General features: G+C 60.5%; 15 protein-coding genes. 9 read left to right on the top strand and 6 right to left on the bottom strand.

What is annotated here, in order from left to right:
• Positions 1–2: 2 nt before the first annotated feature.
• Positions 3–662: a GntR family transcriptional regulator gene (locus WA225_RS24930; RefSeq protein WP_008082296.1), complete on the bottom strand. Its 660-nt coding sequence runs from the start codon at positions 660–662 to the stop codon at positions 3–5.
• 290 nt (positions 663–952) lie between these two features.
• Between WA225_RS24930 and xdhA the strand changes: the two genes are divergently transcribed.
• The 4 genes from xdhA to guaD all read left to right on the top strand — a co-directional run bounded on the left by xdhA (position 953) and on the right by guaD (position 7,095).
• A complete protein-coding gene (gene xdhA / locus WA225_RS24925; RefSeq protein ID WP_422610059.1) occupies positions 953–2,407 on the top strand; it encodes a xanthine dehydrogenase small subunit in 1,455 nt (484 codons plus the stop codon).
• On the top strand, positions 2,400–4,793 hold the full coding sequence (gene xdhB, locus WA225_RS24920) for a xanthine dehydrogenase molybdopterin binding subunit (RefSeq protein ID WP_422610058.1): 2,394 nt from the start codon (positions 2,400–2,402) through the stop codon (positions 4,791–4,793). The genes xdhA and xdhB overlap by 8 nt, the downstream gene beginning before the upstream one ends.
• 126 nt (positions 4,794–4,919) lie before the next feature.
• Positions 4,920–5,777, top strand: coding sequence for a xanthine dehydrogenase accessory protein XdhC (gene xdhC / locus WA225_RS24915; RefSeq protein ID WP_422610057.1), 858 nt, complete (start codon positions 4,920–4,922; stop codon positions 5,775–5,777).
• A gap of 13 nt (positions 5,778–5,790) precedes the next feature.
• On the top strand, positions 5,791–7,095 hold the full coding sequence (guaD, locus tag WA225_RS24910) for a guanine deaminase (RefSeq protein ID WP_422610056.1): 1,305 nt from the start codon (positions 5,791–5,793) through the stop codon (positions 7,093–7,095).
• A 181-nt stretch (positions 7,096–7,276) separates the two neighbouring features.
• On the opposite strand, the gene WA225_RS24905 is transcribed toward guaD, so the two are convergent.
• Positions 7,277–8,041, bottom strand: coding sequence for a GntR family transcriptional regulator (locus tag WA225_RS24905; RefSeq protein ID WP_422610055.1), 765 nt, complete (start codon positions 8,039–8,041; stop codon positions 7,277–7,279).
• Positions 8,042–8,287: 246 nt separating this feature from the next.
• Here WA225_RS24905 and WA225_RS24900 point away from each other — a divergent pair, with 246 nt between their 5' ends.
• Positions 8,288–9,478, top strand: coding sequence for a benzoate/H(+) symporter BenE family transporter (locus WA225_RS24900; protein ID WP_422610054.1), 1,191 nt, complete (start codon positions 8,288–8,290; stop codon positions 9,476–9,478).
• Positions 9,479–9,756: 278 nt separating this feature from the next.
• Here the strand turns inward: WA225_RS24900 and WA225_RS24895 are convergent, their stop codons facing one another.
• Positions 9,757–10,101, bottom strand: a complete 345-nt coding sequence (locus tag WA225_RS24895) for a YggL family protein (protein ID WP_007916365.1) — start codon at positions 10,099–10,101, stop codon at positions 9,757–9,759.
• Between the two features lie 233 nt (positions 10,102–10,334).
• On the opposite strand from WA225_RS24895, the gene dacB reads away from it, so the two are divergent.
• Complete coding sequence (gene dacB, locus WA225_RS24890) at positions 10,335–11,795, top strand: D-alanyl-D-alanine carboxypeptidase/D-alanyl-D-alanine endopeptidase (protein WP_422610053.1); 1,461 nt, start codon at positions 10,335–10,337, stop codon at positions 11,793–11,795.
• Between the two features lie 135 nt (positions 11,796–11,930).
• Here dacB and WA225_RS24885 read toward each other — a convergent pair whose 3' ends face one another.
• Together WA225_RS24885 and rlmKL are read right to left on the bottom strand one after the other, a co-directional pair.
• The gene (locus WA225_RS24885) at positions 11,931–14,312 is read right to left on the bottom strand and encodes a sensor domain-containing diguanylate cyclase (RefSeq protein ID WP_422610052.1); all 2,382 of its coding nucleotides are present in this window, start codon (positions 14,310–14,312) and stop codon (positions 11,931–11,933) included.
• 145 nt (positions 14,313–14,457) lie between these two features.
• Positions 14,458–16,728, bottom strand: a complete 2,271-nt coding sequence (gene rlmKL, locus WA225_RS24880) for a bifunctional 23S rRNA (guanine(2069)-N(7))-methyltransferase RlmK/23S rRNA (guanine(2445)-N(2))-methyltransferase RlmL (RefSeq protein WP_250603989.1) — start codon at positions 16,726–16,728, stop codon at positions 14,458–14,460.
• A 532-nt stretch (positions 16,729–17,260) separates the two neighbouring features.
• On the opposite strand from rlmKL, the gene rmf reads away from it, so the two are divergent.
• Positions 17,261–17,476 (top strand): ribosome modulation factor, encoded by a 216-nt coding sequence (gene rmf / locus WA225_RS24875; RefSeq protein ID WP_003223300.1) that lies wholly within the window; start codon positions 17,261–17,263, stop codon positions 17,474–17,476.
• A gap of 154 nt (positions 17,477–17,630) precedes the next feature.
• Here the strand turns inward: rmf and WA225_RS24870 are convergent, their stop codons facing one another.
• The gene (locus tag WA225_RS24870) at positions 17,631–18,650 is read right to left on the bottom strand and encodes a quinone-dependent dihydroorotate dehydrogenase (protein WP_422610051.1); all 1,020 of its coding nucleotides are present in this window, start codon (positions 18,648–18,650) and stop codon (positions 17,631–17,633) included.
• Positions 18,651–18,873: 223 nt separating this feature from the next.
• Between WA225_RS24870 and WA225_RS24865 the strand changes: the two genes are divergently transcribed.
• Both WA225_RS24865 and WA225_RS24860 read left to right on the top strand, forming a co-directional pair.
• A complete protein-coding gene (locus WA225_RS24865; RefSeq protein WP_422610050.1) occupies positions 18,874–20,085 on the top strand; it encodes a CmpA/NrtA family ABC transporter substrate-binding protein in 1,212 nt (403 codons plus the stop codon).
• Between the two features lie 15 nt (positions 20,086–20,100).
• Positions 20,101–20,676, top strand: a complete 576-nt coding sequence (locus WA225_RS24860) for an ANTAR domain-containing response regulator (RefSeq protein ID WP_007916390.1) — start codon at positions 20,101–20,103, stop codon at positions 20,674–20,676.
• Positions 20,677–20,874: the final 198 nt, after the last annotated feature.

Raw genomic sequence — 20,874 nt, 5'->3', positions numbered from 1 at the left:
GCTTAGGCAACCGTCAGCGCGGAAACCACCAGATCGCAACTGCGCTGGGCGTAAGCCGTCAGCACGATGCGGATCTGCGGCAAGTCACGCGCGAGCACGGCGGCCAGCAGGCGTTCGAACAGTTCGAGGAACTCGCTCATTGAAGCCTTGCGCTGTTCGAGGGCGAGGAAGTAGGCGCGGCTCATCGCCGGTTGCAGGTTCTCGACGGTTTCTTGCAGGTAAGGGTTATTGGCGAACGGATAGGCGGCGCGCATCACGCTGAAGCTGTCGTCGACGAAGCTGCGGATGTCCTGACGCTCGAAACTAGCGGTCAGGCGCTGCTGGATTTGCACGAACGGCGCCATGTCCGACTGCACTTGCCAGCCGTTGGCCACCGAGTTGCCGAGCAGGATGTACAGCTCGCTCATCAGCGTGCACAGGCTCTGCACCTTGTGCGGCGTCAGCTCGGTGACGTGCGCGCCACGGCGCGGCAGGATCGCGATCAGGTGGCGGCGTTCGAGGATCAGCAAGGCTTCGCGGACCGAGCCGCGGCTGACATTGAGGGCCAGCGTGACCTTCTGTTCCTGGATGCGCTCTCCCGGCTTCATTTCGCCACGAATGATGCGTTCGGCGAGGTGGTGAGCGATTTGCTCGGCGAGGCTGTCCGGCGCCTTGAACGTCATGGTTGTCCTTCAAACTCTATCGATCTGCACAAGCGGCGCAGTGTAGCGCAAATGCACGGTCATGGCGGAGTGCCCACTCAGCGGTTTTTGGCACGATTCCCGCAGTTTTCTTCAGAAAACCAAACAAAAAACCAGGCTGACCGATGAGGGTCAATACTGAATGGACACGTTGTTGATCGACGAAATGGATTTTCCTGACCTTTAAGTCAGAAAACCATTGACCGAAAAGTCAGACCTGCTAAATTCGGCTCAAGTCGGTTAACAACAATAATGAGTCTGCGAGGCCTTCCGTGATCCAGTTTTTACTTAACCAGGAACTCCGTAGCGAGCACGCCCTGGACCCGAATCTGACTGTGCTCAATTACCTGCGTGAACACGTCGGTAAATCGGGCACCAAAGAAGGTTGCGCCAGCGGTGACTGCGGCGCCTGCACCGTGGTGGTCGGCGAGTTGCAAACGGATGACGAGGGTCGCGAGCACATTCGCTATCGCAGCCTCAACTCGTGCCTGACCTTTGTTTCGTCGCTGCACGGCAAACAACTGATCAGCGTCGAAGACCTCAAGCACAAAGGCGAACTGCACAGCGTGCAGAAAGCCATGGTCGAGTGCCACGGTTCGCAGTGCGGTTTCTGCACCCCCGGCTTTGTCATGTCGCTGTTCGCCCTGCAAAAGAACAGCGATGCACCGGATCACGCCAAGGCCCACGAAGCGCTGGCCGGCAACCTCTGCCGCTGCACCGGCTACCGGCCGATTCTGGCGGCGGCCGAGCAATCGTGCTGCGGCAAACAACCGGATCAGTTCGATGCCCGCGAAGCGGAGACCATCGCGCGCCTGAAAGCCATCGCACCGACCGATATCGGCGAACTCAACAGCGGTGACAAGCGCTGCCTGGTGCCGCTGACCGTCGCTGATCTTGCCGATCTCTACGACGCTTATCCACAAGCGCGTCTGCTCGCCGGCGGCACGGATCTGGCGCTGGAAGTCACTCAATTTCACCGCACGTTGCCGGTGATGATCTACGTCGGCAACGTCGCGGAAATGAAGCGCATCGACACCTTCGAAGACCGCATCGAAATCGGCGCCGCCACCGCCCTCTCCGACTGCTACGAAGCGTTGAATGCCGAGTACCCGGACTTCGGCGAACTGCTGCACCGCTTCGCCTCGCTGCAAATCCGCAACCAGGGCACCCTCGGCGGCAACATCGGCAACGCCTCGCCGATCGGTGACTCGCCACCGCTGCTGATCGCTCTCGGCGCGCAGGTGGTGCTGTGCAAAGGCGAAACCCGGCGCACCCTGAACCTCGACGATTACTTCATCGATTACAAAGTCACGGCCCGTCAGGAAAGTGAATTCATCGAGAAGATCATCGTCCCGCGCGCCAGCGCCGAACAACTGTTCCGCGCCTACAAAGTCTCCAAGCGTCTGGACGATGACATCTCCGCCGTCTGCGCCGCGTTCAACCTGCGCGTCGAAAACGGTGTGATCACCGATGCGCGCATGGCTTTTGGCGGCATGGCCGCGATCCCGAAACGCGCCGCTCACTGCGAAGCCGTGTTGATCGGTGCGCCGTTCAACAACGCTGTGGTCGAACGCGCCTGCGCTGCCCTCGCCGAAGATTTCACGCCGCTCTCGGACTTCCGCGCCAGCAAGGAATATCGCCTGCTCGGTGCGCAGAATCTGCTGCGCAAATACTTCATCGAACTGCAAACACCGCACATCGAGACTCGGGTGACCGCTTATGTCTAACCATCACGGCGTAGAGAAAACTCAAGCTGAACTGGCTGAATTGTTCGCCAAGGACCTGACCTCCGGTGTCGGTCGCAGCGTCAAGCATGACAGCGCCGCCAAACACGTGTCGGGTGAAGCGCAGTACATCGATGATCGCCTGGAATTTCCGAACCAGTTGCACCTGTATGCACGCATGTCAGACCGCGCCCACGCGAAAATCATCAGCATCGACACCTCGCCGTGCTACGCCTTCGAGGGCGTGCGCATCGCGATCACCCACGAAGACGTGCCGGGCCTGAAAGACATCGGCCCGCTGATGCCGGGCGACCCGCTGCTGGCCATCGATGACGTGCAGTTCGTCGGTCAACCGGTGCTCGCCGTGGCCGCGAAAGATCTGGAAACCGCGCGCAAAGCGGCGATGGCGGCGATCATCGAATACGAAGATCTCGAGCCGGTGCTCGACGTGGTCGAAGCCCTGCGCAAACGCCACTTCGTGCTCGACAGCCACACTCACCAGCGCGGCGATTCGGTCTCCGCGCTAGCAACGGCTGAACACCGCATTCAAGGCACGCTACACATCGGCGGTCAGGAACACTTCTATCTGGAGACGCAAATCTCCTCGGTGATGCCCACCGAAGACGGCGGCATGATCGTCTACTGTTCGACGCAGAACCCCACCGAAGTGCAGAAACTGGTCGCCGAAGTGCTCGACGTGTCGATGAACAAAATCGTCGTCGACATGCGTCGCATGGGCGGTGGTTTCGGTGGCAAGGAAACTCAAGCCGCGAGCCCGGCCTGCCTGTGCGCGGTGGTTGCGCACCTCACCGGCCAGCCGACCAAGATGCGCCTGCCGCGCGTCGAAGACATGCTGATGACCGGCAAGCGTCACCCGTTCTACGTCGAGTACGACGTTGGTTTCGACAGCACCGGGCGCCTGCACGGGATCAACATGGACCTGGCCGGCAACTGCGGCTGCTCGCCGGACTTGTCCGCGTCGATCGTTGACCGCGCGATGTTCCACTCGGACAACTCGTACTACCTCGGCGATGCGACCATCCACGGTCACCGCTGCAAGACCAACACCGCGTCGAACACCGCTTACCGTGGTTTCGGTGGCCCGCAAGGCATGGTCGCGATCGAAGAAGTGATGGACGCGATTGCCCGTCACCTGCAACTCGATCCGCTAGCGGTGCGCAAGGCCAACTACTACGGCAAGACCGAGCGCAACGTCACCCATTACTACCAGACCGTCGAGCACAACATGCTCGAGGAAATGACCGCCGAACTGGAAGAAAGCAGCCAGTATCACGAACGCCGTGAAGCGATTCGTCGCTACAACGCCAACAGCCCGATCCTGAAAAAAGGCCTGGCGCTGACCCCGGTGAAATTCGGTATTTCCTTCACCGCGAGCTTCTTGAACCAGGCCGGTGCGCTGATCCACATCTACACCGACGGCAGCATCCATCTGAACCACGGCGGCACCGAAATGGGTCAGGGCCTGAACACCAAAGTCGCGCAGGTTGTGGCTGAAGTGTTCCAAGTGGAAATCGACCGCGTGCAAATCACCGCGACCAACACCGACAAGGTGCCGAACACCTCGCCGACGGCGGCGTCCAGCGGTGCTGACTTGAACGGTAAGGCGGCGCAAAACGCGGCGGAAATCATCAAGAAACGTCTGGTCGAATTCGCTGCACGTCACTTCAAAGTCACTGAAGAAGACGTCGAATTCCACAACGGCCACGTGCGGGTTCGCGACCATATCCTGACCTTTGAAGCGCTGATCCAGCAGGCGTATTTCAATCAGGTCTCGCTGTCGAGCACCGGCTTCTACAAAACGCCGAAAATCTACTATGACCGCAGCCAGGCGCGTGGTCGTCCGTTCTACTACTTTGCCTTCGGCGCGGCGTGCTGCGAAGTGATCGTCGACACCCTGACCGGCGAGTACAAAATGCTGCGTACCGACATTCTTCATGACGTCGGCGCCTCGTTGAACCCATCCATCGACATCGGTCAGGTCGAAGGTGGCTTCATTCAGGGCATGGGCTGGCTGACCATGGAAGAGCTGGTCTGGAACAACAAAGGCAAGCTGATGACCAACGGCCCGGCCAGCTACAAGATCCCGGCCGTGGCGGACATGCCGCTCGACCTGCGAGTGAAGCTGGTGGAAAACCGCAAGAACCCGGAAGACACGGTGTTCCATTCCAAGGCTGTCGGTGAACCGCCGTTCATGCTCGGGATTGCGTCGTGGTGTGCGATCAAGGATGCGGTGGCGAGCCTCGGTGACTACAAGCATCAACCGCAGATCGATGCGCCGGCGACGCCGGAGCGGGTGTTGTGGGGGTGTGAGCAGATGCGTCAGTTGAAAGCGGTGAAAGCCGTTGAAGCTGAAACCGAGGTTGTTTGATGATCGTTCCCACGCTCTGCGTGGGAATGCAGCCCGCGACGCTCTGCGTCGCATCCTGAACAGCGGACGCGGAGCGTCCAGTGATGCATTCCCACGCAGAGCGTGGGAACGATCTGAGAGGTGTGTATGTACAACTGGATCGACGCCCTCGCCGACCTGCAGAACCAGGGCGAACCCTGCGTTCTGGTGACGATCATCGAAGAACTCGGCTCGACGCCACGCAACGCCGGCTCGAAAATGGTCATCAGCGCCAACCAGAGTTTCGACACCATCGGTGGCGGGCATCTGGAATACAAAGCCATGCAGATCGCCCGCGAGATGCTCGCCAGCGGCAAGCAGGACACCCATCTGGAGCGCTTCAGTCTCGGTGCCAGCCTGGGCCAGTGCTGCGGCGGCGCCACCGTGTTGCTGTTCGAACCGATGGGCCAGGTGCAGGCGCAGATCGCCGTATTTGGTGCCGGTCACGTTGGCCGCGCCTTGGTGCCGCTGCTCGCCAGCCTGCCCTGCCGGGTGCGCTGGATCGATTCGCGCGATGCCGAATTCCCCGAACACATCCCCCACGGCGTGCGTAAAATCGTCGCCGAAGAGCCTGTGGACGAAATCGATGAGCTGCCCGCCGGCAGTTATTGCATCGTCATGACCCACAACCATCAGCTCGACCTTGAACTCACTGCCGCGATCCTCAAGCGCAACGACTTCGCCTACTTCGGCCTGATTGGCTCGAAGACCAAACGCGCCAAGTTCGAACATCGCCTGCGTGATCGCGGCTTCGACAGCGGCGTCGTGCAACGCATGCGCTGCCCGATGGGCATCGGCGAAGTCAAAGGCAAACTGCCTGTGGAAATCGCCATTTCCATCGCCGGCGAAATCATCGCCACCTACAACGCCAACTTCGGCCAGCAGACTGCCAGCGCCGAACCGATTGCCAAGCTGCTGCCGGTTTCGCGGCGCAGTCAGGCGACCAAACTCAAAGCCTCAAACTGATTAGAGAACCCTCATGCCTCTGACTCGCAAAGCCTACCGCGCCGCCATCCTGCACAGCATCGCCGACCCCGCCGAAGTCGGCATCGAAGCCTCCTACGAATATTTCGAGGATGGCCTGCTGGTGGTCGATGGCGGCAAGATCAGCGCCCTTGGCCACGCCAGTGATTTGCTGCCGACCCTGCCGGCGGACATCGAAATCGAGCACTACAAAGACGCGCTGATCACCCCGGGCTTCATCGATACCCACATCCACTTTCCGCAAACCGGCATGGTCGGTGCCTACGGCGAGCAACTGCTCGACTGGCTCAACACCTACACCTTCCCGTGCGAAAGCCAGTTCGGCGACAAGGCGCATGCCGACGAAGTCGCTGACATTTTCGTCAAGGAGCTGCTGCGCAACGGCACCACCACCGCACTGGTGTTTGGCAGCGTGCACCCGCAATCGGTGAACTCATTGTTCGAAGCGGCCGAGAAGCTTGACCTGCGGATGATCGCCGGCAAGGTGATGATGGACCGCAACGCCCCGGACTATCTGACCGACACCGCAGAATCGAGCTACGTCGAAAGCAAGGCGCTGATCGAGCGCTGGCACGGCAAGGGTCGCCTGCACTACGCAGTTACTCCACGCTTCGCGCCGACCAGCACTCCGGAACAACTCACCCTCGCCGGGCAACTGCTGACCGAATACCCGGATCTGTACATGCAGACCCACATCAGCGAAAACCTCAAGGAAATCGAGTGGGTCAAGGAGCTGTTCCCGGAGCGCAAGGGCTACCTCGACGTTTACGATCACTACAAATTGCTCGGCGAACGCTCGGTATTCGCCCACGGCGTGCACCTGTGCGACGACGAGTGCGCGCGGTTGGCGGAAACCGGCTCGGCGATCTCGTTCTGCCCGACGTCGAACTTCTTCTTGGGTAGTGGCTTGTTCAATTTGCCAATGGCCGAGAAGCACAAGCTGAATGTCGGTCTGGGCACTGATGTTGGCGGCGGCACCAGTTTCTCGCTGCTGCAAACCCTGAACGAAGCGTACAAGGTGATGCAACTGCAAGGTGCGCGACTGAGCCCGTTCAAGTCGCTGTACCTGGCGACATTGGGTGGCGCGCGGGCGCTGCGTCTGGAAGACAAGATCGGCAACCTGCAACCGGGTTCCGACGCTGACTTCCTGGTGCTCGATTACAACGCCACGCCGCTGCTGAGCTACCGTTTGAAGCAGGCCAACAACATTGCCGAGACGTTGTTTGTGCTGATGACGCTGGGCGATGACCGCACGGTGCAGCAGACGTATGCGGCGGGTGCTTTGGTGCATCAGCGCTAAGTTTTCACAGACACAAAAAAATCCCCCAGCGCCTTTCAGCCTGGGGGATTTTTGTTGCCTGTCTGATTGCTATCGCTGGCAAGCCAGCTCCCACAGGGATTTGTGGGGTTTACCAAATCTGCGATTCAGCGAGAAACCTGTGGGAGCTGGCTTGCCAGCGATTGGGGCAACTCGGTCTGACTTAGAGCTTGGCGCTCGGGCGCCCAGGCTTCTTGGTCTGCAACAAATGCGAGAACACCGCATGCAGATCATCCGACGCGCCTTCCTCGTCGAGGTTGAGCTTGCTGTCGATGTGATCCATGTGATGCATCATCAGGTTCACCGCCAGCTCAGCGTCGCGTTTCTCGATCGCGTCGATCAACTGCGTGTGTTCGTCGTACGAGCAATGCGAGCGGTTGCCGCTTTCGTACTGGGCAATGATCAAAGAAGTCTGCGAAACCAGGCTGCGCTGAAAGCTAACCAGTGGCGCGTTTTTCGCCGCTTCGGCCAGTTTCAGGTGGAATTCGCCCGACAGACGAATGCCGGCACCGCGATCGCCACGGGAAAAGCTGTCGCGCTCGTCGTTGACCATCTGGCGCAATTCGGCGATTTGCTCAGCGGTGGCGTGTTGCACCGCCAGTTCCGTGATCGCGCGCTCGACCAGGCGCCGGGCCATGAACACCTGACGCGCTTCTTCAACGCTCGGGCTGGCGACGACGGCGCCACGGTTCGGCCGCAACAGCACCACGCCTTCATGGGCCAGACGCGACAGCGCGCGGCGAATGATGGTGCGGCTGACCCCGAAGATTTCCCCCAGCGCTTCTTCGCTCAACTTTGTGCCGGGCGCCAGACGCTGTTCGAGGATGGCCTCGAAGATATGCGCGTAGACAATATCGTCCTGGGTTCCGCTGCGCCCGGCTTTGCCTGCTCGCGGTTGTTTCTTGAGGGGTTGCAACTGTTCGTTCATGGGCACTCGAGTCGGGAGAACTGCGGCGAATAGACCGTGACTGTAATACGGCACAGTAGGTCGCTGGCAAGTATCGCGTAAAAAACAGCGCGATTGTACACAATGGATGGTGGCAACACGACTGTATGGCTGTTTGTGACCTCGGCTGTATTGCAACGATCCGTTACGAATGAGTTTAGGCTTGATCGCAGAATCCGCTGCTCGCTCCCACAAGGGACCTTCATTGGTATAAGGAACACCGCCGTCATGAACGACGCCACCCACACTCGACTCCGCCCACTGACCGACACCTCGCCTTCAGCGATCGTCGCCGGCTTCATTGCCATGATGACCGGCTACACCAGTTCGCTGGTGCTGATGTTCCAGGCCGGGCAAGCGGCCGGGCTGACCAGCGGGCAGATTTCTTCGTGGATCTGGGCGATTTCGATCGGCATGGCGGTGTGTTCGATCGGCCTGTCGCTGCGCTATCGCACACCGATCACCATTGCCTGGTCGACCCCCGGTGCCGCCTTGCTGATCACCAGCCTTGGCGGCGTCAGCTATGGCGAGGCCATTGGCGCGTACATCACCTGCGCCGTGCTGGTGACGATCTGCGGGCTGACCGGCAGCTTCGAACGGCTGGTGAAAAAGATCCCGGCATCCTTGGCGGCGGCATTGCTGGCGGGGATTCTGTTCAAGATCGGCAGCGAGATTTTCGTCGCCGCGCAGCACCGCACCGGTCTGGTACTGGGGATGTTCTTCACTTATCTCGTGGTTAAACGTCTGTCACCGCGTTATGCCGTACTCGCCGCGCTGCTGATCGGCACTGCACTGTCGGGCTTTATGGGTTTGCTCGACTTCAGCGGTTTTCATCTGGAAGTGGCGACGCCGGTGTGGACCACGCCGCACTTTTCGCTCGCGGCGACGATCAGCATCGGCATTCCATTATTTGTAGTGGCGATGACCTCGCAGAACATGCCGGGCATCGCCGTCCTGCGCGCCGATGGCTACACCGTCCCGGCCTCGCCGCTGATCACCACCACCGGCATCGCCTCGCTGCTGCTGGCGCCGTTCGGCTCCCACGGCATCAACCTTGCGGCCATCAGCGCGGCGATCTGCACCGGGCCGCACGCCCATGAAGACCGCAACAAACGCTACACGGCTGCGGTCTGGTGCGGGATTTTCTACGGGATTGCCGGGGTGTTCGGCGCTACCTTGGCAGCGTTGTTTGCCGCGCTGCCGAAGGAACTGGTGCTGTCGATTGCCGCGCTGGCGCTGTTTGGTTCGATCATCAATGGTTTAAGCATTGCCATGACCGAGGTGAAGGAACGGGAGGCGGCGTTGATTACCTTTATGGTCACGGCGTCGGGGCTGACGTTGTTTTCCATTGGGTCGGCGTTTTGGGGGATTGTGGCGGGGGTTTTGACGCTGGTGATTTTGAATTGGCGTAAAGCTTAAGGTCAAAAGCCCCTCATCGGAACGCCGCCCGCCTAGCCCTCTCCCGGAGGGAGAGGGGACTGACCGTGTTGGACGCGCGAGCTATACCAAGACGAGATCCCGAGTCGAACTCAAATTTTGAACAGCCCATAAATCGGCTCCCTCTCCAGGGGGAGAGGGCTGGGCGGGCGGCGCTCCGATGAGGGGTAGACTCACCACAATATCCATGCCCAACACCCAAACACCCAAACCCCAGACGAAAAAAAACGGCGACCCTCAGGTCGCCGTTTTTTTCAGTATCACTTGGCCGCGTTGATCGGCTTTTCCGGATACCACACGTCCAGCAACGGGCTGACTTCGTACTTGGTCAGCTCGGAACGGGTTTTCAGCCAGGCTTCAACGGCAGCGCGCTGCTCTTCGTTGACCGAGCCACGCTTCTGCAGGCATACCAGACCGAAGTCGTCGCCGCCAACATAACCCAGACCATTGGCTTCCATGGCTTCTTTGATGAAGGCTTCGAGGAAAGCGTCAATGGCTTCTTCGGACAAGTCTTCTTTGAAGTCCAGGTTCAGCTCGAAACCCAGCTCTTGAAATTCATCAACGCACAGTTTTTTGCGCAGACGCTGGGAACGGTTAGTCGCCATTGGAACAATCCTCTTAAGTATTAACGGCCGGCACTTTACCAGTTTAAGCCGCCGATTGCCCGACTCTCTGGCCCCGGAAGCCGACCGCCCGTAAAAAAATAACGTATTGGCCGGCCCGGACAAGGCACAAGCGATAACACCTTGGGGCATAATGCCGACACTTTCATGACCACTGAGGGCTTTTTCATCCATGTCCTCGTTATTTTCCCCTCGGCTGTAGGGTTTTATTTCATATGATCAAATCGTTGCGTCCTCTGCTTCTCGCCGGCCTTCTTCTGCCCCTGGCCCTGCCTGTTTCCGCTGCCACCATTAACACCGCCCTGACCCCCAACGTCGAAAAAGCCCTCAAGGCCAGCAAACTGCCGCCTACCGCCCTGTCGCTGGTGATGGTGCCGCTGGAAGGCCCCGGCACGGCGACCGTGTATAACGCCGACGTCTCGGTCAACCCGGCCTCGACCATGAAACTGGTCACCACCTACGCGGCGCTGGAAATGCTCGGCCCCAACCATCAGTGGAAAACCGAGTTCTACACCGACGGCGACCTGAGTGGCGGCATCCTCAACGGCAACCTCTACCTCAAGGGTGGCGGCGATCCGAAGCTGAACATGGAAAAACTCTGGCTGCTGATGCGCGACCTGCGCGCCAACGGCGTGACGCAAATCACCGGTGACCTGATCCTCGACCGCAACTTCTTCGTGCAACCAGTGCTGCCGGAATTCAACGATGACGGCAACGACGAGAACAAGCCGTTCCTGGTCAAACCCGATTCGCTGCTGGTCAACCTCAAGGCCCTGCGCTTCGTGGCGCGCAATGACGGTGGCCGCGTATTGATCTCGGTCGAACCGCCGATTGCCAGCATCCACATCGAAAACACCGTCAAGGCGCTGCCGTCCAAGCAATGCACCGGCGGCGTGCGCTACAACCCGGTGCCGCAAGCCGATGGCAGCGTCAACGTGACCGTTGCCGGCCAATTGGGCGAAGGTTGCAGCTCGCAGACTTACCTGTCGCTGCTCGACCACGCCACCTACACCGCTGGCGCCGTGCGCGCGATCTGGAAAGAACTGGGTGGCAGCATTCAGGGCAAGGATCGTCTGGCCCCGACGCCGAGCAGCGCCAAACTGCTGGCTCGCGCCTATTCGCCGGATCTGGCGGAAATCATCCGCGACATCAACAAATACAGTAACAACACCATGGCCCAGCAGCTGTTCCTCAGCCTCGGCCAGAAATTTCGCAACGACGCCGACGGTGATGATGCGAAAGCCGCACAACGCGTAGTACGTCAGTGGCTGGCGAAGAAAGGCATCACCGCGCCGCACCTGGTGATGGAGAACGGCTCTGGCCTGTCGCGTGCCGAACGCGTCAGCGCCCGCGAGATGGCGGCAATGCTGCAAGCCGCGTGGCACAGCCCGTATGCCGCGGAATACATCAGCTCGCTGCCGATCGCCGGTACCGACGGCACCATGCGTAAACGCCTGAAAACCACGGCGATGCGCGGCGAAGCCCACGTCAAGACCGGCACCCTGAACACCGTGCGCGCAATCGCCGGCTTCAGCCGTGACGTCAATGGCAATACCTGGGCGGTGGTGGCGATCCTCAACGACAAGGCGCCGTTTGGTGCGTCGTCGGTGCTCGATCAGGTGCTGCTGGATCTGTACAAGCAGCCGAAACTGCCGCAGACCGCTTCGGTCCTGTAACGCCTTTCAAGCAACACCACAAAACCCTGTGGGAGCGAGCTTGCTCGCGAAGACGTCAGTACAGTCGATATCGTCCTTGACTGTTCGGGCCCCTTCGCGAGCAAGCTCGCTCCCACAGGGGATGGGTGGCAGGGTCTAGCTCATCTGCTCGACGCGATCACGCCCGCGCTGCTTCGCCATATACACCCCCGAATCCGCCCGCAGCAGCAGCGCATCCGCGCCCTCCCCCGGCCGCCAGCTGGCAATGCCAAAACTCGCCGTGACCACGCCGACCACATCCACCGGCGCGCCGCGCAAGCCCTGCCACAGCTCAACCGCCAACATGTACGCGTGCTCGCCGTCGATGTCCGGGCACAGCACCATGAATTCCTCGCCACCCAATCGACAGAACACATCGGTACGCCGCAAACGATGGCCGATGCGCTCGCACACCGCTTGCAACACCCGGTCACCGACGGCGTGGCCATACTGGTCGTTGATGCGTTTGAAGTGGTCGATGTCGAGCATGATCACTGACAGCTCGCCGCCACCGCGCTCGACCCGGGCCATTTCCGTGGTCAGGCGCTCTTGAAAGTAGCGGCGGTTATGAATGCCGGTCAGCGAGTCGGTCACCGACAGCGCACGCAGTTCTTCTTCCACGCGTTTGAGGTCGGAGATGTCCGAGATATAGCCGTGCCACAACACGCCGCCGCCCGGCAGCTCTTCCGGTGTCGCTTCGCCGCGCACCCAACGCAGACCGCGCTCGGGCAATTGCACGCGGTACTCTTCGCGCCACGGGCTGAGGCTGTCCGCTGACGCGCGAATCGAGGTACGCACACGGGTAATGTCCTGTGGATGAATGCGCGTGAAGATCGCCTCGGCATTGAACAGCAGCACGTCCGGCTCCAGTTCGTAGATCTCGCGAATGCCGTCACTGGCGTAGATCACGCTGAAGCGTCCGTCGAATTCCATCTTGAATTGATAGATGCCGCCGGGCACGTGGGCGCTGAGCTTTTTCAGCAACACATCTCGCGCTGCCAGCACCTCATGCACGCGTTTGCGCTCGGTGATGTCGATGCAGATCGCCAGATGCCCGACCCACAAACCCTGCTCATCGAGCACCGGGGTGGCGAGCATGTTCACCGGTAAATGACTGCCATCGCTGCGCACCAGCGTCCATTCCCGCGCCTCGTGACCGCCGACCTCACCGCCCTCGACCAGCATCGCGTGGCAGGTCGGGATGCTTTTGCCGTAACGCGCACTCAACTCGGCAGCGCGCGCGCTCAGCTCGCGGGGCAGGTGCAGGTTTTCCAGGGTCATGTGCCCGACGACGTCGGCGCTGCTGTAGCCGAGCATTTGTTCGGCGCCGGGGTTGAACGTATTGATCACCCCGCGCAGGTCAGTGGCGATGATCGCCACCTGGGTCGCTGCGTTGAGTACGCCGCGCAATTGCCCGTGGGTGCCGCGCAGCTCCTGTTCGCTGGCATGCAACTCCTGCGTGCGCTGTTCGACCATGCGCAAGGCGCGCTGACGTTGACTGACCAATACGTAAAGCAGAGCGCTGAGCAGCAAACTGAGCAGGCTGCCCAGGATGACCACGCTGCCGACCGACGAATGGTTGGCCTGAACGAACGCTTCGCTCGGCAGGATATCGACCTGATAATCGTGGTCAGCCATGCGTAACAGGCGCGTTGCCGACAGATCGCTCGGCGCCGGCTCGTTGGTCGACTCGAACAGCACTTCATGCTGATCATTGGTCGACATGTCGAGAATGCGCACCGACAGGTAATCATGAAAAGCATCCGGCAAACCATCGGCGAGCAATTGACGCATGCTGATCACGGCCATCACATAGCCAAACGACTGCCGCGCACCCTCACGACTGACCGGCGCCACCAGCAACACGCCGCGCGCATACGACGGTTCGATGCTGACCAGATGCATCGGTTGCGACACCGCCAGACTGCCGAGTTTGTCGGCGCGTTGCAGGGTGTCGCGACGCAGCGGTTGTGCGAGCAGGTCATAACCCAAGGGTGAACCGAGGCGGCTTTGCGTCTGGCTATACAGCACCGGCACGTATTCATCGCGAACCGCGGCCAGTTGCAGCTCGCCCTGCGCATTCAGTTCACGGATGGTAAAAGTGCTCAGGCCTTCGTCACGCACGCGCTGCTCGAACGCCGCGCGCTCGGCACCCCTGACCCGCAGCGCAAACGAATAGGCCTGGGTGCGCATCAATAAAGGTTGGGTGTAACCGTCAAATTCGGCGCGGGACACCGATTCGGAGTTGGCGAAGAAGCGGCGCAGGCCGTCGAGGCGTTGTTCCTGATCCTGAAAGCGTTCTTCGATGCGGGTGTAACGTTCGTTGGCCAGCAGTTGAAAACGCTGACGGGTTTGTTGCTGGAACTGATTGAGGGTGGCCCAGGCGAGCAGCCCCGTGAGAATCCCGCCGGCGAGCAATACCAGTAGCGCGACCAGCCAGGCCGAGACGTCTTCACTGATGAAACCCAGAATCTTTGGGCGCACGGGGTGCAACGACATAAAGACAACTCACTACGCCAGCATTTACGGGAAAACCCCATTGACCGTGTGTGAGTTATAGCTATTAGCCACTAATTTAGCTAGCGCGGGCAGATCCACGGAGCCTTTAAAAATCAAGGCTCTGTGGATCCAATTGCGCAAAGCGTCAACGAGCCGTGATTTTCCAGGCGCGGTGGATCTTGGTGTTACGGGCGAAATCCGGGTCAATGGTCTGTGCGCTGATTTCCTCAACCGCGTAACGCTCGGCGAGGTTTTCTTCCAACTGGAACTTGCGGAAGTTGTTGGAGAAATACAGCACACCGCCGGTTGCCAGACGCGCCATGGCCAGGTCAATCAACTGCACCTGGTCACGTTGCACGTCGAAGATGCCTTCCATGCGCTTGGAGTTGGAGAACGTCGGCGGATCGATAAAGATCAGGTCGTACTCGTCGCGGCTGCTTTCCAGCCACGCCATCACATCACCCTGTTCCAGACGGTTCTTGTCCGAGAAGCCGTTCAGCGACAGGTTGCGGCGTGCCCAGTCGAGGTAGGTCTTCGACAGGTCGACGCTGGTGGTGCTGCGCGCGCCGCCCTTGGCCGCGTGCACACTGGCGGTCGCGGTGTAGCAGAACAGATTGAGGAAGCGCTTGCCGGCGGCCTCTTTCTGAATGCGCATGCGCATTGGCCGATGATCGAGGAACAGGCCGGTGTCGAGGTAGTCAGTGAGGTTGACCAGCAACTTCACGCCGCCCTCGCTGACTTCATTGAACTTGCCTTGCGCAGCCTGACGCTCGTACTGCTTGGTGCCGCTCTGGCGCTCGCGGCGTTTGACCACCACGCGGCTCTTGTCGACGTTCAGCGCCTGCGGAATCGCCGCCAAGGCATCAAACATGCGCGCCGAGGCTTTTTCCGGATCAATGGACTTCGGCGCGGCGTATTCCTGCACGTGCACCCAATCGTGGTACAGGTCGATTGCCATCGCGTACTCAGGCATGTCGGCATCGTAGACACGGTAGCAATCGATGCCTTCGCGCTTGACCCACTTGCCCATGGCCTTGAGGTTCTTTTGCAGGCGGTTGGCAAACATCTGCCCGCCTTCGCTCAAGCGCGGCTGCTCGATCACTGGCGCCGGGGCTGGCGTCGGTTTGATCGGGTTGCCGTTCTTGTTGAACTTGCGCTCTTGCGGCTCGTCCGGGGTCTGGTCGTAAGCTGCTTGCTCACGCTCGGCCTGACGCTGTTCCGGGGTACGACGTTCGCCGGTGACGAATTGATCCGGCAGCACTTTGATCAACAGCAGCTTGCACGGCAGCGCGCCGTTCCAGAACGAATACTGTTTGTGGCTGCGAATGCCCATGCGCTTGCCCAGATCCGGCGCGCCGGTGAACACCGCTGCTTCCCAGTTCAGGCAGGCCTGACGCAGACGTTCGCCGAGGTTCTGGTAGAGATAGAGCAGACTGGCTTCGTCACCGAGACGCTCGCCGTACGGCGGGTTGCAGATGACCAGACCTTTCTGGTTCTGATCCGGACGCGGCTCGAAGGTCGCGACTTCGCCCTGGTAGATCTTGATCCACTCGCTCAGGCCGGCACGCTCAACGTTGTTGCGGCCCGGTTGAATCAGACGCGGATCGGCTTCGTAGCCACGAATCCACAGCGGTGGCTTGGCCAGACCGGCAGCGGCGCGCTCGACGGCCTCTTCGTGGAGTTTTTTCCACAGCGCCGGGACGTGGCCCAGCCATGCGGTGAAACCCCACTGCTCACGGCGCAGGTTCGGTGCCATGTCGGCGGCGATCATCCCCGCCTCGACGAGGAACGTGCCGACACCGCACATCGGGTCAGCCAGCGCGCCGCCTTCGGCAGCAATGCGCGGCCAGCCGGAACGGATCAGGATCGCCGCCGCGAGGTTTTCCTTCAGCGGCGCCGCGCCTTGCTGCAAGCGATAGCCGCGCTGGTGCAGGCTGTGGCCGGAGAGATCGAGGGAGAGAATCGCTTCGCCGCGATCCAGACGCAGGTGAATGCGCAGGTCCGGGTTGAGCTTGTCGATCGACGGACGGTCGCCCTGCGGCGTGCGCAGTTTGTCGACGATGGCGTCTTTGACTTTCAGCGCGCCGAAGTGGGTGTTGTCGATGCCGGAGCCGTGACCGCTGAATTCAACGGCCAGGGTGCCGTCGCTGAGCATGTGATCCTGCCAGTCGATGTCGAGCACGCCGTGGTACAGGTCTTCGGCGTCCTTCATCGGGAAGCGCTTGAGCACCAGCAACACGCGGTTGGCCAGACGCGACCAGAGGCACAGGCGATAAGCGGTTTCCATGGTCGCCATGCCACGCACGGCGGAAGTGTGCTCGCGCGCTTCTTCAAGGCCAAGCCCGACGGCTTCCTCGATGAGCAGGCCTTCAAGGCCTTTAGGGCAAGTGAGGAAGAGTTCGAAACGGTCGGACATGGTATTTCCAGAGCCTTTGGCTAGTGAACCGGCAACGCATTGCCGATCCGGTTTTCAATCAGGCGCTTTTCTAAAAGAACGCCCGCGTGGCACGAAGGTGTGCCGTTCCATCCCCGCTGCTCGGGTTAAAAGAGCTTAGATGCCGGGACAGATAAAAAAGTTGATGAAACAAAAAGTCTTAAAGCGACCCTTCGTCGCTTTATACCCCAGCGCAAACGTGGGTCATTCTCACTAAAGAATTAACCCCATCATGCAGCGCGGGGCCGATCATACCGGGGTTTGCTGAAAAACCGTGCATGAAACCCGTCGTTACTTATGGCTGTAGCACTAATTTCGTTACGTCCTTATGACAAAACGATCATTCCCTCGGTGTGACTCATTGGTTAGAACTGAACACAGGTTGACGTCGCAACGGCGTCAACACCTTGGCTCGCCACGCCGGCAGCGAGCCGCACCATGGCAGGTTTCTTCTGCCAGACCTCAGTTGAGGTCAACGCGACACAAAACAGTCAACAAGTGAGGGAAACACCCTATGAGAAGACTTAAGCGTGATCCGTTGGAAAGAGCATTTTTGCGCGGATATCAATATGGCGTTGGTGGCAAATCCCGTGAGCTTTGCCCATTTACTCTACCGTCGGTACGTCAAGCCTGGATCAACGGCTGGCGAGAAGGACGCGGCGACAACTGGGACGGTATGACCGGCACTGCGGGAATCCACAGACTCAACGAACTTCACGCCGTCGGCTGACACAGGGCATTAACTCCGACACGACAATCTGAATTTGTAACGACTTACCATGCACGTCCTTCCCGGACGGCGGGCTGCGGCCCAGGGGCTCCTTCGAGGAGCCCTTTTTTATGCCTGTCACATTATTTGTGACATACACAAAACCTGTAGGAGATCAGCGCAGGGCGGCGATCGCGTCTACCGACTCACGGATCAGCGCCGGGCCTTTATAGATGAAGCCCGAATAGATCTGCACCAGGCTCGCACCGGCCAGCATCTTCTCGGCCGCATGCTTGCCTTCGGTAATCCCGCCAGCCGCGATGATCGGCAACCGCCCGGCCAACTCACCGGCCAGCACCTTAACGGTATTCGTGCTCTTCTCCCGCACCGGCGCGCCCGACAGACCGCCCGCCTCGTCGCCATGCTCCATGCCTTCAACGCCAACACGGCTCAGGGTGGTGTTGGTCGCGATCACCGCGTCCATGCCGGTTTCGATCAGTGCCTGCGCGACCTGCGCAGTCTCTTCATCGGTCATGTCCGGCGCGATCTTGATCGCCAGCGGCACATGCTTGCCGTGACGCAAGGCCAGTTCGGCGCGACGTGTGGCCAGATCGGCGAGCAGTTGCTTGAGCGAATCGCCGAACTGCAGGCTGCGCAGGCCCGGGGTGTTCGGCGAACTGACGTTGACCGTCACGTAGCTCGCGTGGGCGTAGACCTTGTCCAGGCAGATCAGGTAATCGTCGACTGCGCGCTCGACCGGCGTGTCGAAGTTCTTGCCAATATTGATGCCCAGCACGCCTTTGTATTTCGCCGCTGCAACCCGCGCGAGCAGGTTGTCGACACCGAGGTTGTTGAAACCCATGCGATTGATGATCGCGTCGGCTTCCGGCAGGCGGAAAATCCGTGGTTTCGGGTTGCCCGGCTGCGGACGTGGGGTCACGGTGCCGATTTCAACAAAACCGAAACCCAGTTGGGCGAAGCCGTCGATGGCCGCGCCGTTCTTGTCCAGACCGGCTGCCAGACCCACCGGGTTCGGGAACTCGAGGCCCATGACCGTTACCGGTTTCTTCGCCGGCGCCTTGCACAGCAAGCCGTTTAAGCCCAAACGCCCACCCGCGCCGATCAGATCCAGCGACAGATCGTGGGAGGTTTCCGGGGAAAGTTTGAACAACAGCTGACGGGCCAGGGTGTACATGGGCGGCGATGACTCGGGCGGCGAAAAGAGGCGGCGATTATAGCCGGGCATCGACCTGCCGCGCGAGGCGCACGCGCAAATCGCTGTCACTGGCATATGCCTTGCACCCGCCTTGCCATCAGCGCGCAGGCCAATGGCGGCAGGCGGACAAAGACAATGGCGTCGTCTTCGGGGTTTGCCTGTGCAAACTCCGCGGCGACGCTTTTTTTCGAGGTAGCGTTGGATGAATGAATCTTCGGCAGGGCCGCTGGCCTGGGTCAATGGCAGCGATGCCCCGGAAAAAAGTGCGATCAACCTCGGCTTCATGGCCCTGAGCGATTGCGCCTCGGTCGTCGTCGCAGCCACACAGGGCTTCGCCCAGCCTTACGGATTGACGCTGAACCTCAAGCGCCAGAGCTCATGGGCAAATCTGCGCGATAACCTGGTCAGCGGCGAACTGGATGCCGCGCACAGTTTGTACGGCCTGATCTATGCGGTGCACCTGGGCATCGGCGGGGTCGCCCCGACCGACATGGCCGTGCTGATGGGCCTGAACCAGAACGGCCAGAGCCTCAACCTCTCTCACGGCCTGCAAAACCTCGGCGTGACCAGTCCTGAAGCGCTGGACCGCCACGTGCACCAAAGCCGCGCAAAACTCACCTTCGCGCAGACCTTCCCCACCGGCACTCACGCGATGTGGCTTTATTACTGGCTGGCGAGCCAAGGCATTCATCCGTTGCAGGACGTCGACAGCGTGGTGGTGCCGCCCTCGCAAATGGTCGCGCACCTGCAAGCGGGGCGTATCGACGGCTTTTGCGTCGGCGAGCCGTGGGCGGCCAGCGCCGTGCAGCAGGATCTGGGGTTCACCCTCGCCACCAGCCAGACCATCTGGTCAGATCACCCGGAAAAAGTCCTCGGCTGCACCCGCGAATTCGTCGAGCAATACCCGAACACCGCGCGAGCACTGGTGATGGCGATCCTTGAAGCCAGCCGCTTCATCGAGGAAAGTCCGGAGAACCGTCGCAGCACCGCGCAATTGCTCAGTGCGCAGGAATATCTCGACGCGCCGCTGTCGTGCATCGAGCCGCGTTTTCTCGGCGACTATGCCGATGGCCTGGGCAATCGCTGGCAAGACCCGCACGCGCTGCGCTTTCACGGCAAAGGTGAAGTCAATTTGCCGTACTTGTCCGATGGCATGTGGTTCATGACCCAGTTCCGCCGCTGGGGTTTGCTGCGCGAAGACCCGGATTACCTCGCCGTCGCCCGCCAGGTTCAGCAACTGGATATCTACCGCGATGCAGCGACGGCAGTCGGCGTAGCGGCGTGGGGCACGGACATGCGCAGCAGCCAGTTGCTCGACGGCAAAATCTGGGACGGCAGCGACCCGGCGGCTTACGCGCGCAGTTTCAAGCTGCACGCGTTGAACGACGACGCTGCCCTTCTCGCCCGCCGCTGACAGGAGACCGCGAACATGTTGCGCATTCTGCTGATCAACGACACAGCGAAAAAAGTCGGCCGCCTGAAAGCCGCGCTGACTGAAGCCGGTTTCGAGGTCATCGACGAGTCCGGCCTGACCATCGACCTGCCCGCGCGCGTCGAAACGGTGCGCCCGGACGTGATCCTGATCGATACCGAGTCACCGAGCCGCGATGTCATGGAACAAGTGGTGCTGGTCAGCCGCGACCAGCCCCGGCCGATCGTGATGTTTACCGACGAACATGACCCGGGGGTGATGCGTCAGGCGATCAAATCCGGCGTCAGTGCCTACATCGTCGAAGGCATTCACGCCCAGCGTTTGCAGCCAATTCTGGATGTGGCGATGGCACGCTTCGAGAGCGATCAGGCCTTGCGTGCGCAGTTGCAGGCGCGGGATCAGCAACTGGCCGAGCGCAAGCGTATTGAGCTGGCCAAGGGGTTGTTGATGAAGATGAAGGATTGCAATGAGGAAGAGGCTTACACCTTGATGCGGCGCCAGGCGATGAGTCGGCAGCAGAAGCTGATTCAGGTGGCGGAGCAGATTATTGCGATGAGTGAGTTGTTGGGCTGAAAAGTTCTGGTCGCTTGAGAAGCCCCTCACCCTAGCCCTCTCCCGGAGGGAGAGGGGACTGACCGAGGTGTCCGGCGTCAAACATCGACCTGAAAGACCGAGTCGATTATGGATTCACAGCAAAAAATCACAGGTCGGCGTACTTCGCGAGCATCCCCCAATCACTCCCCTCTCCCTTCGGGAGAGGGCTAGGGTGAG

The sequence above is a fragment of the Pseudomonas sp. genome (assembly GCF_049300855.1).
Taxonomy (GTDB): Bacteria; Pseudomonadota; Gammaproteobacteria; order Pseudomonadales; family Pseudomonadaceae; genus Aquipseudomonas.
This window is presented reverse-complemented; position numbering and strand designations above follow the sequence as displayed.

Bases quoted from the DNA above. Each gene is read 5' to 3' on its own strand.
- WA225_RS24870 (WP_422610051.1), bottom strand. From the start codon at position 18,650: ATGTACACCCTGGCCCGTCAGCTGTTGTTCAAACTTTCCCCGGAAACC.
- rmf (WP_003223300.1), top strand. From the start codon at position 17,261: ATGAGAAGACTTAAGCGTGATCCGTTGGAAAGAGCATTTTTGCGCGGA.
- WA225_RS24865 (WP_422610050.1), top strand. From the start codon at position 18,874: ATGAATGAATCTTCGGCAGGGCCGCTGGCCTGGGTCAATGGCAGCGAT.
- WA225_RS24905 (WP_422610055.1), bottom strand. From the start codon at position 8,041: ATGAACGAACAGTTGCAACCCCTCAAGAAACAACCGCGAGCAGGCAAA.
- xdhB (WP_422610058.1), top strand. From the start codon at position 2,400: ATGTCTAACCATCACGGCGTAGAGAAAACTCAAGCTGAACTGGCTGAA.
- dacB (WP_422610053.1), top strand. From the start codon at position 10,335: ATGATCAAATCGTTGCGTCCTCTGCTTCTCGCCGGCCTTCTTCTGCCC.
- WA225_RS24900 (WP_422610054.1), top strand. From the start codon at position 8,288: ATGAACGACGCCACCCACACTCGACTCCGCCCACTGACCGACACCTCG.
- xdhC (WP_422610057.1), top strand. From the start codon at position 4,920: ATGTACAACTGGATCGACGCCCTCGCCGACCTGCAGAACCAGGGCGAA.
- WA225_RS24885 (WP_422610052.1), bottom strand. From the start codon at position 14,312: ATGTCGTTGCACCCCGTGCGCCCAAAGATTCTGGGTTTCATCAGTGAA.
- guaD (WP_422610056.1), top strand. From the start codon at position 5,791: ATGCCTCTGACTCGCAAAGCCTACCGCGCCGCCATCCTGCACAGCATC.
- WA225_RS24895 (WP_007916365.1), bottom strand. From the start codon at position 10,101: ATGGCGACTAACCGTTCCCAGCGTCTGCGCAAAAAACTGTGCGTTGAT.
- WA225_RS24930 (WP_008082296.1), bottom strand. From the start codon at position 662: ATGACGTTCAAGGCGCCGGACAGCCTCGCCGAGCAAATCGCTCACCAC.
- rlmKL (WP_250603989.1), bottom strand. From the start codon at position 16,728: ATGTCCGACCGTTTCGAACTCTTCCTCACTTGCCCTAAAGGCCTTGAA.
- WA225_RS24860 (WP_007916390.1), top strand. From the start codon at position 20,101: ATGTTGCGCATTCTGCTGATCAACGACACAGCGAAAAAAGTCGGCCGC.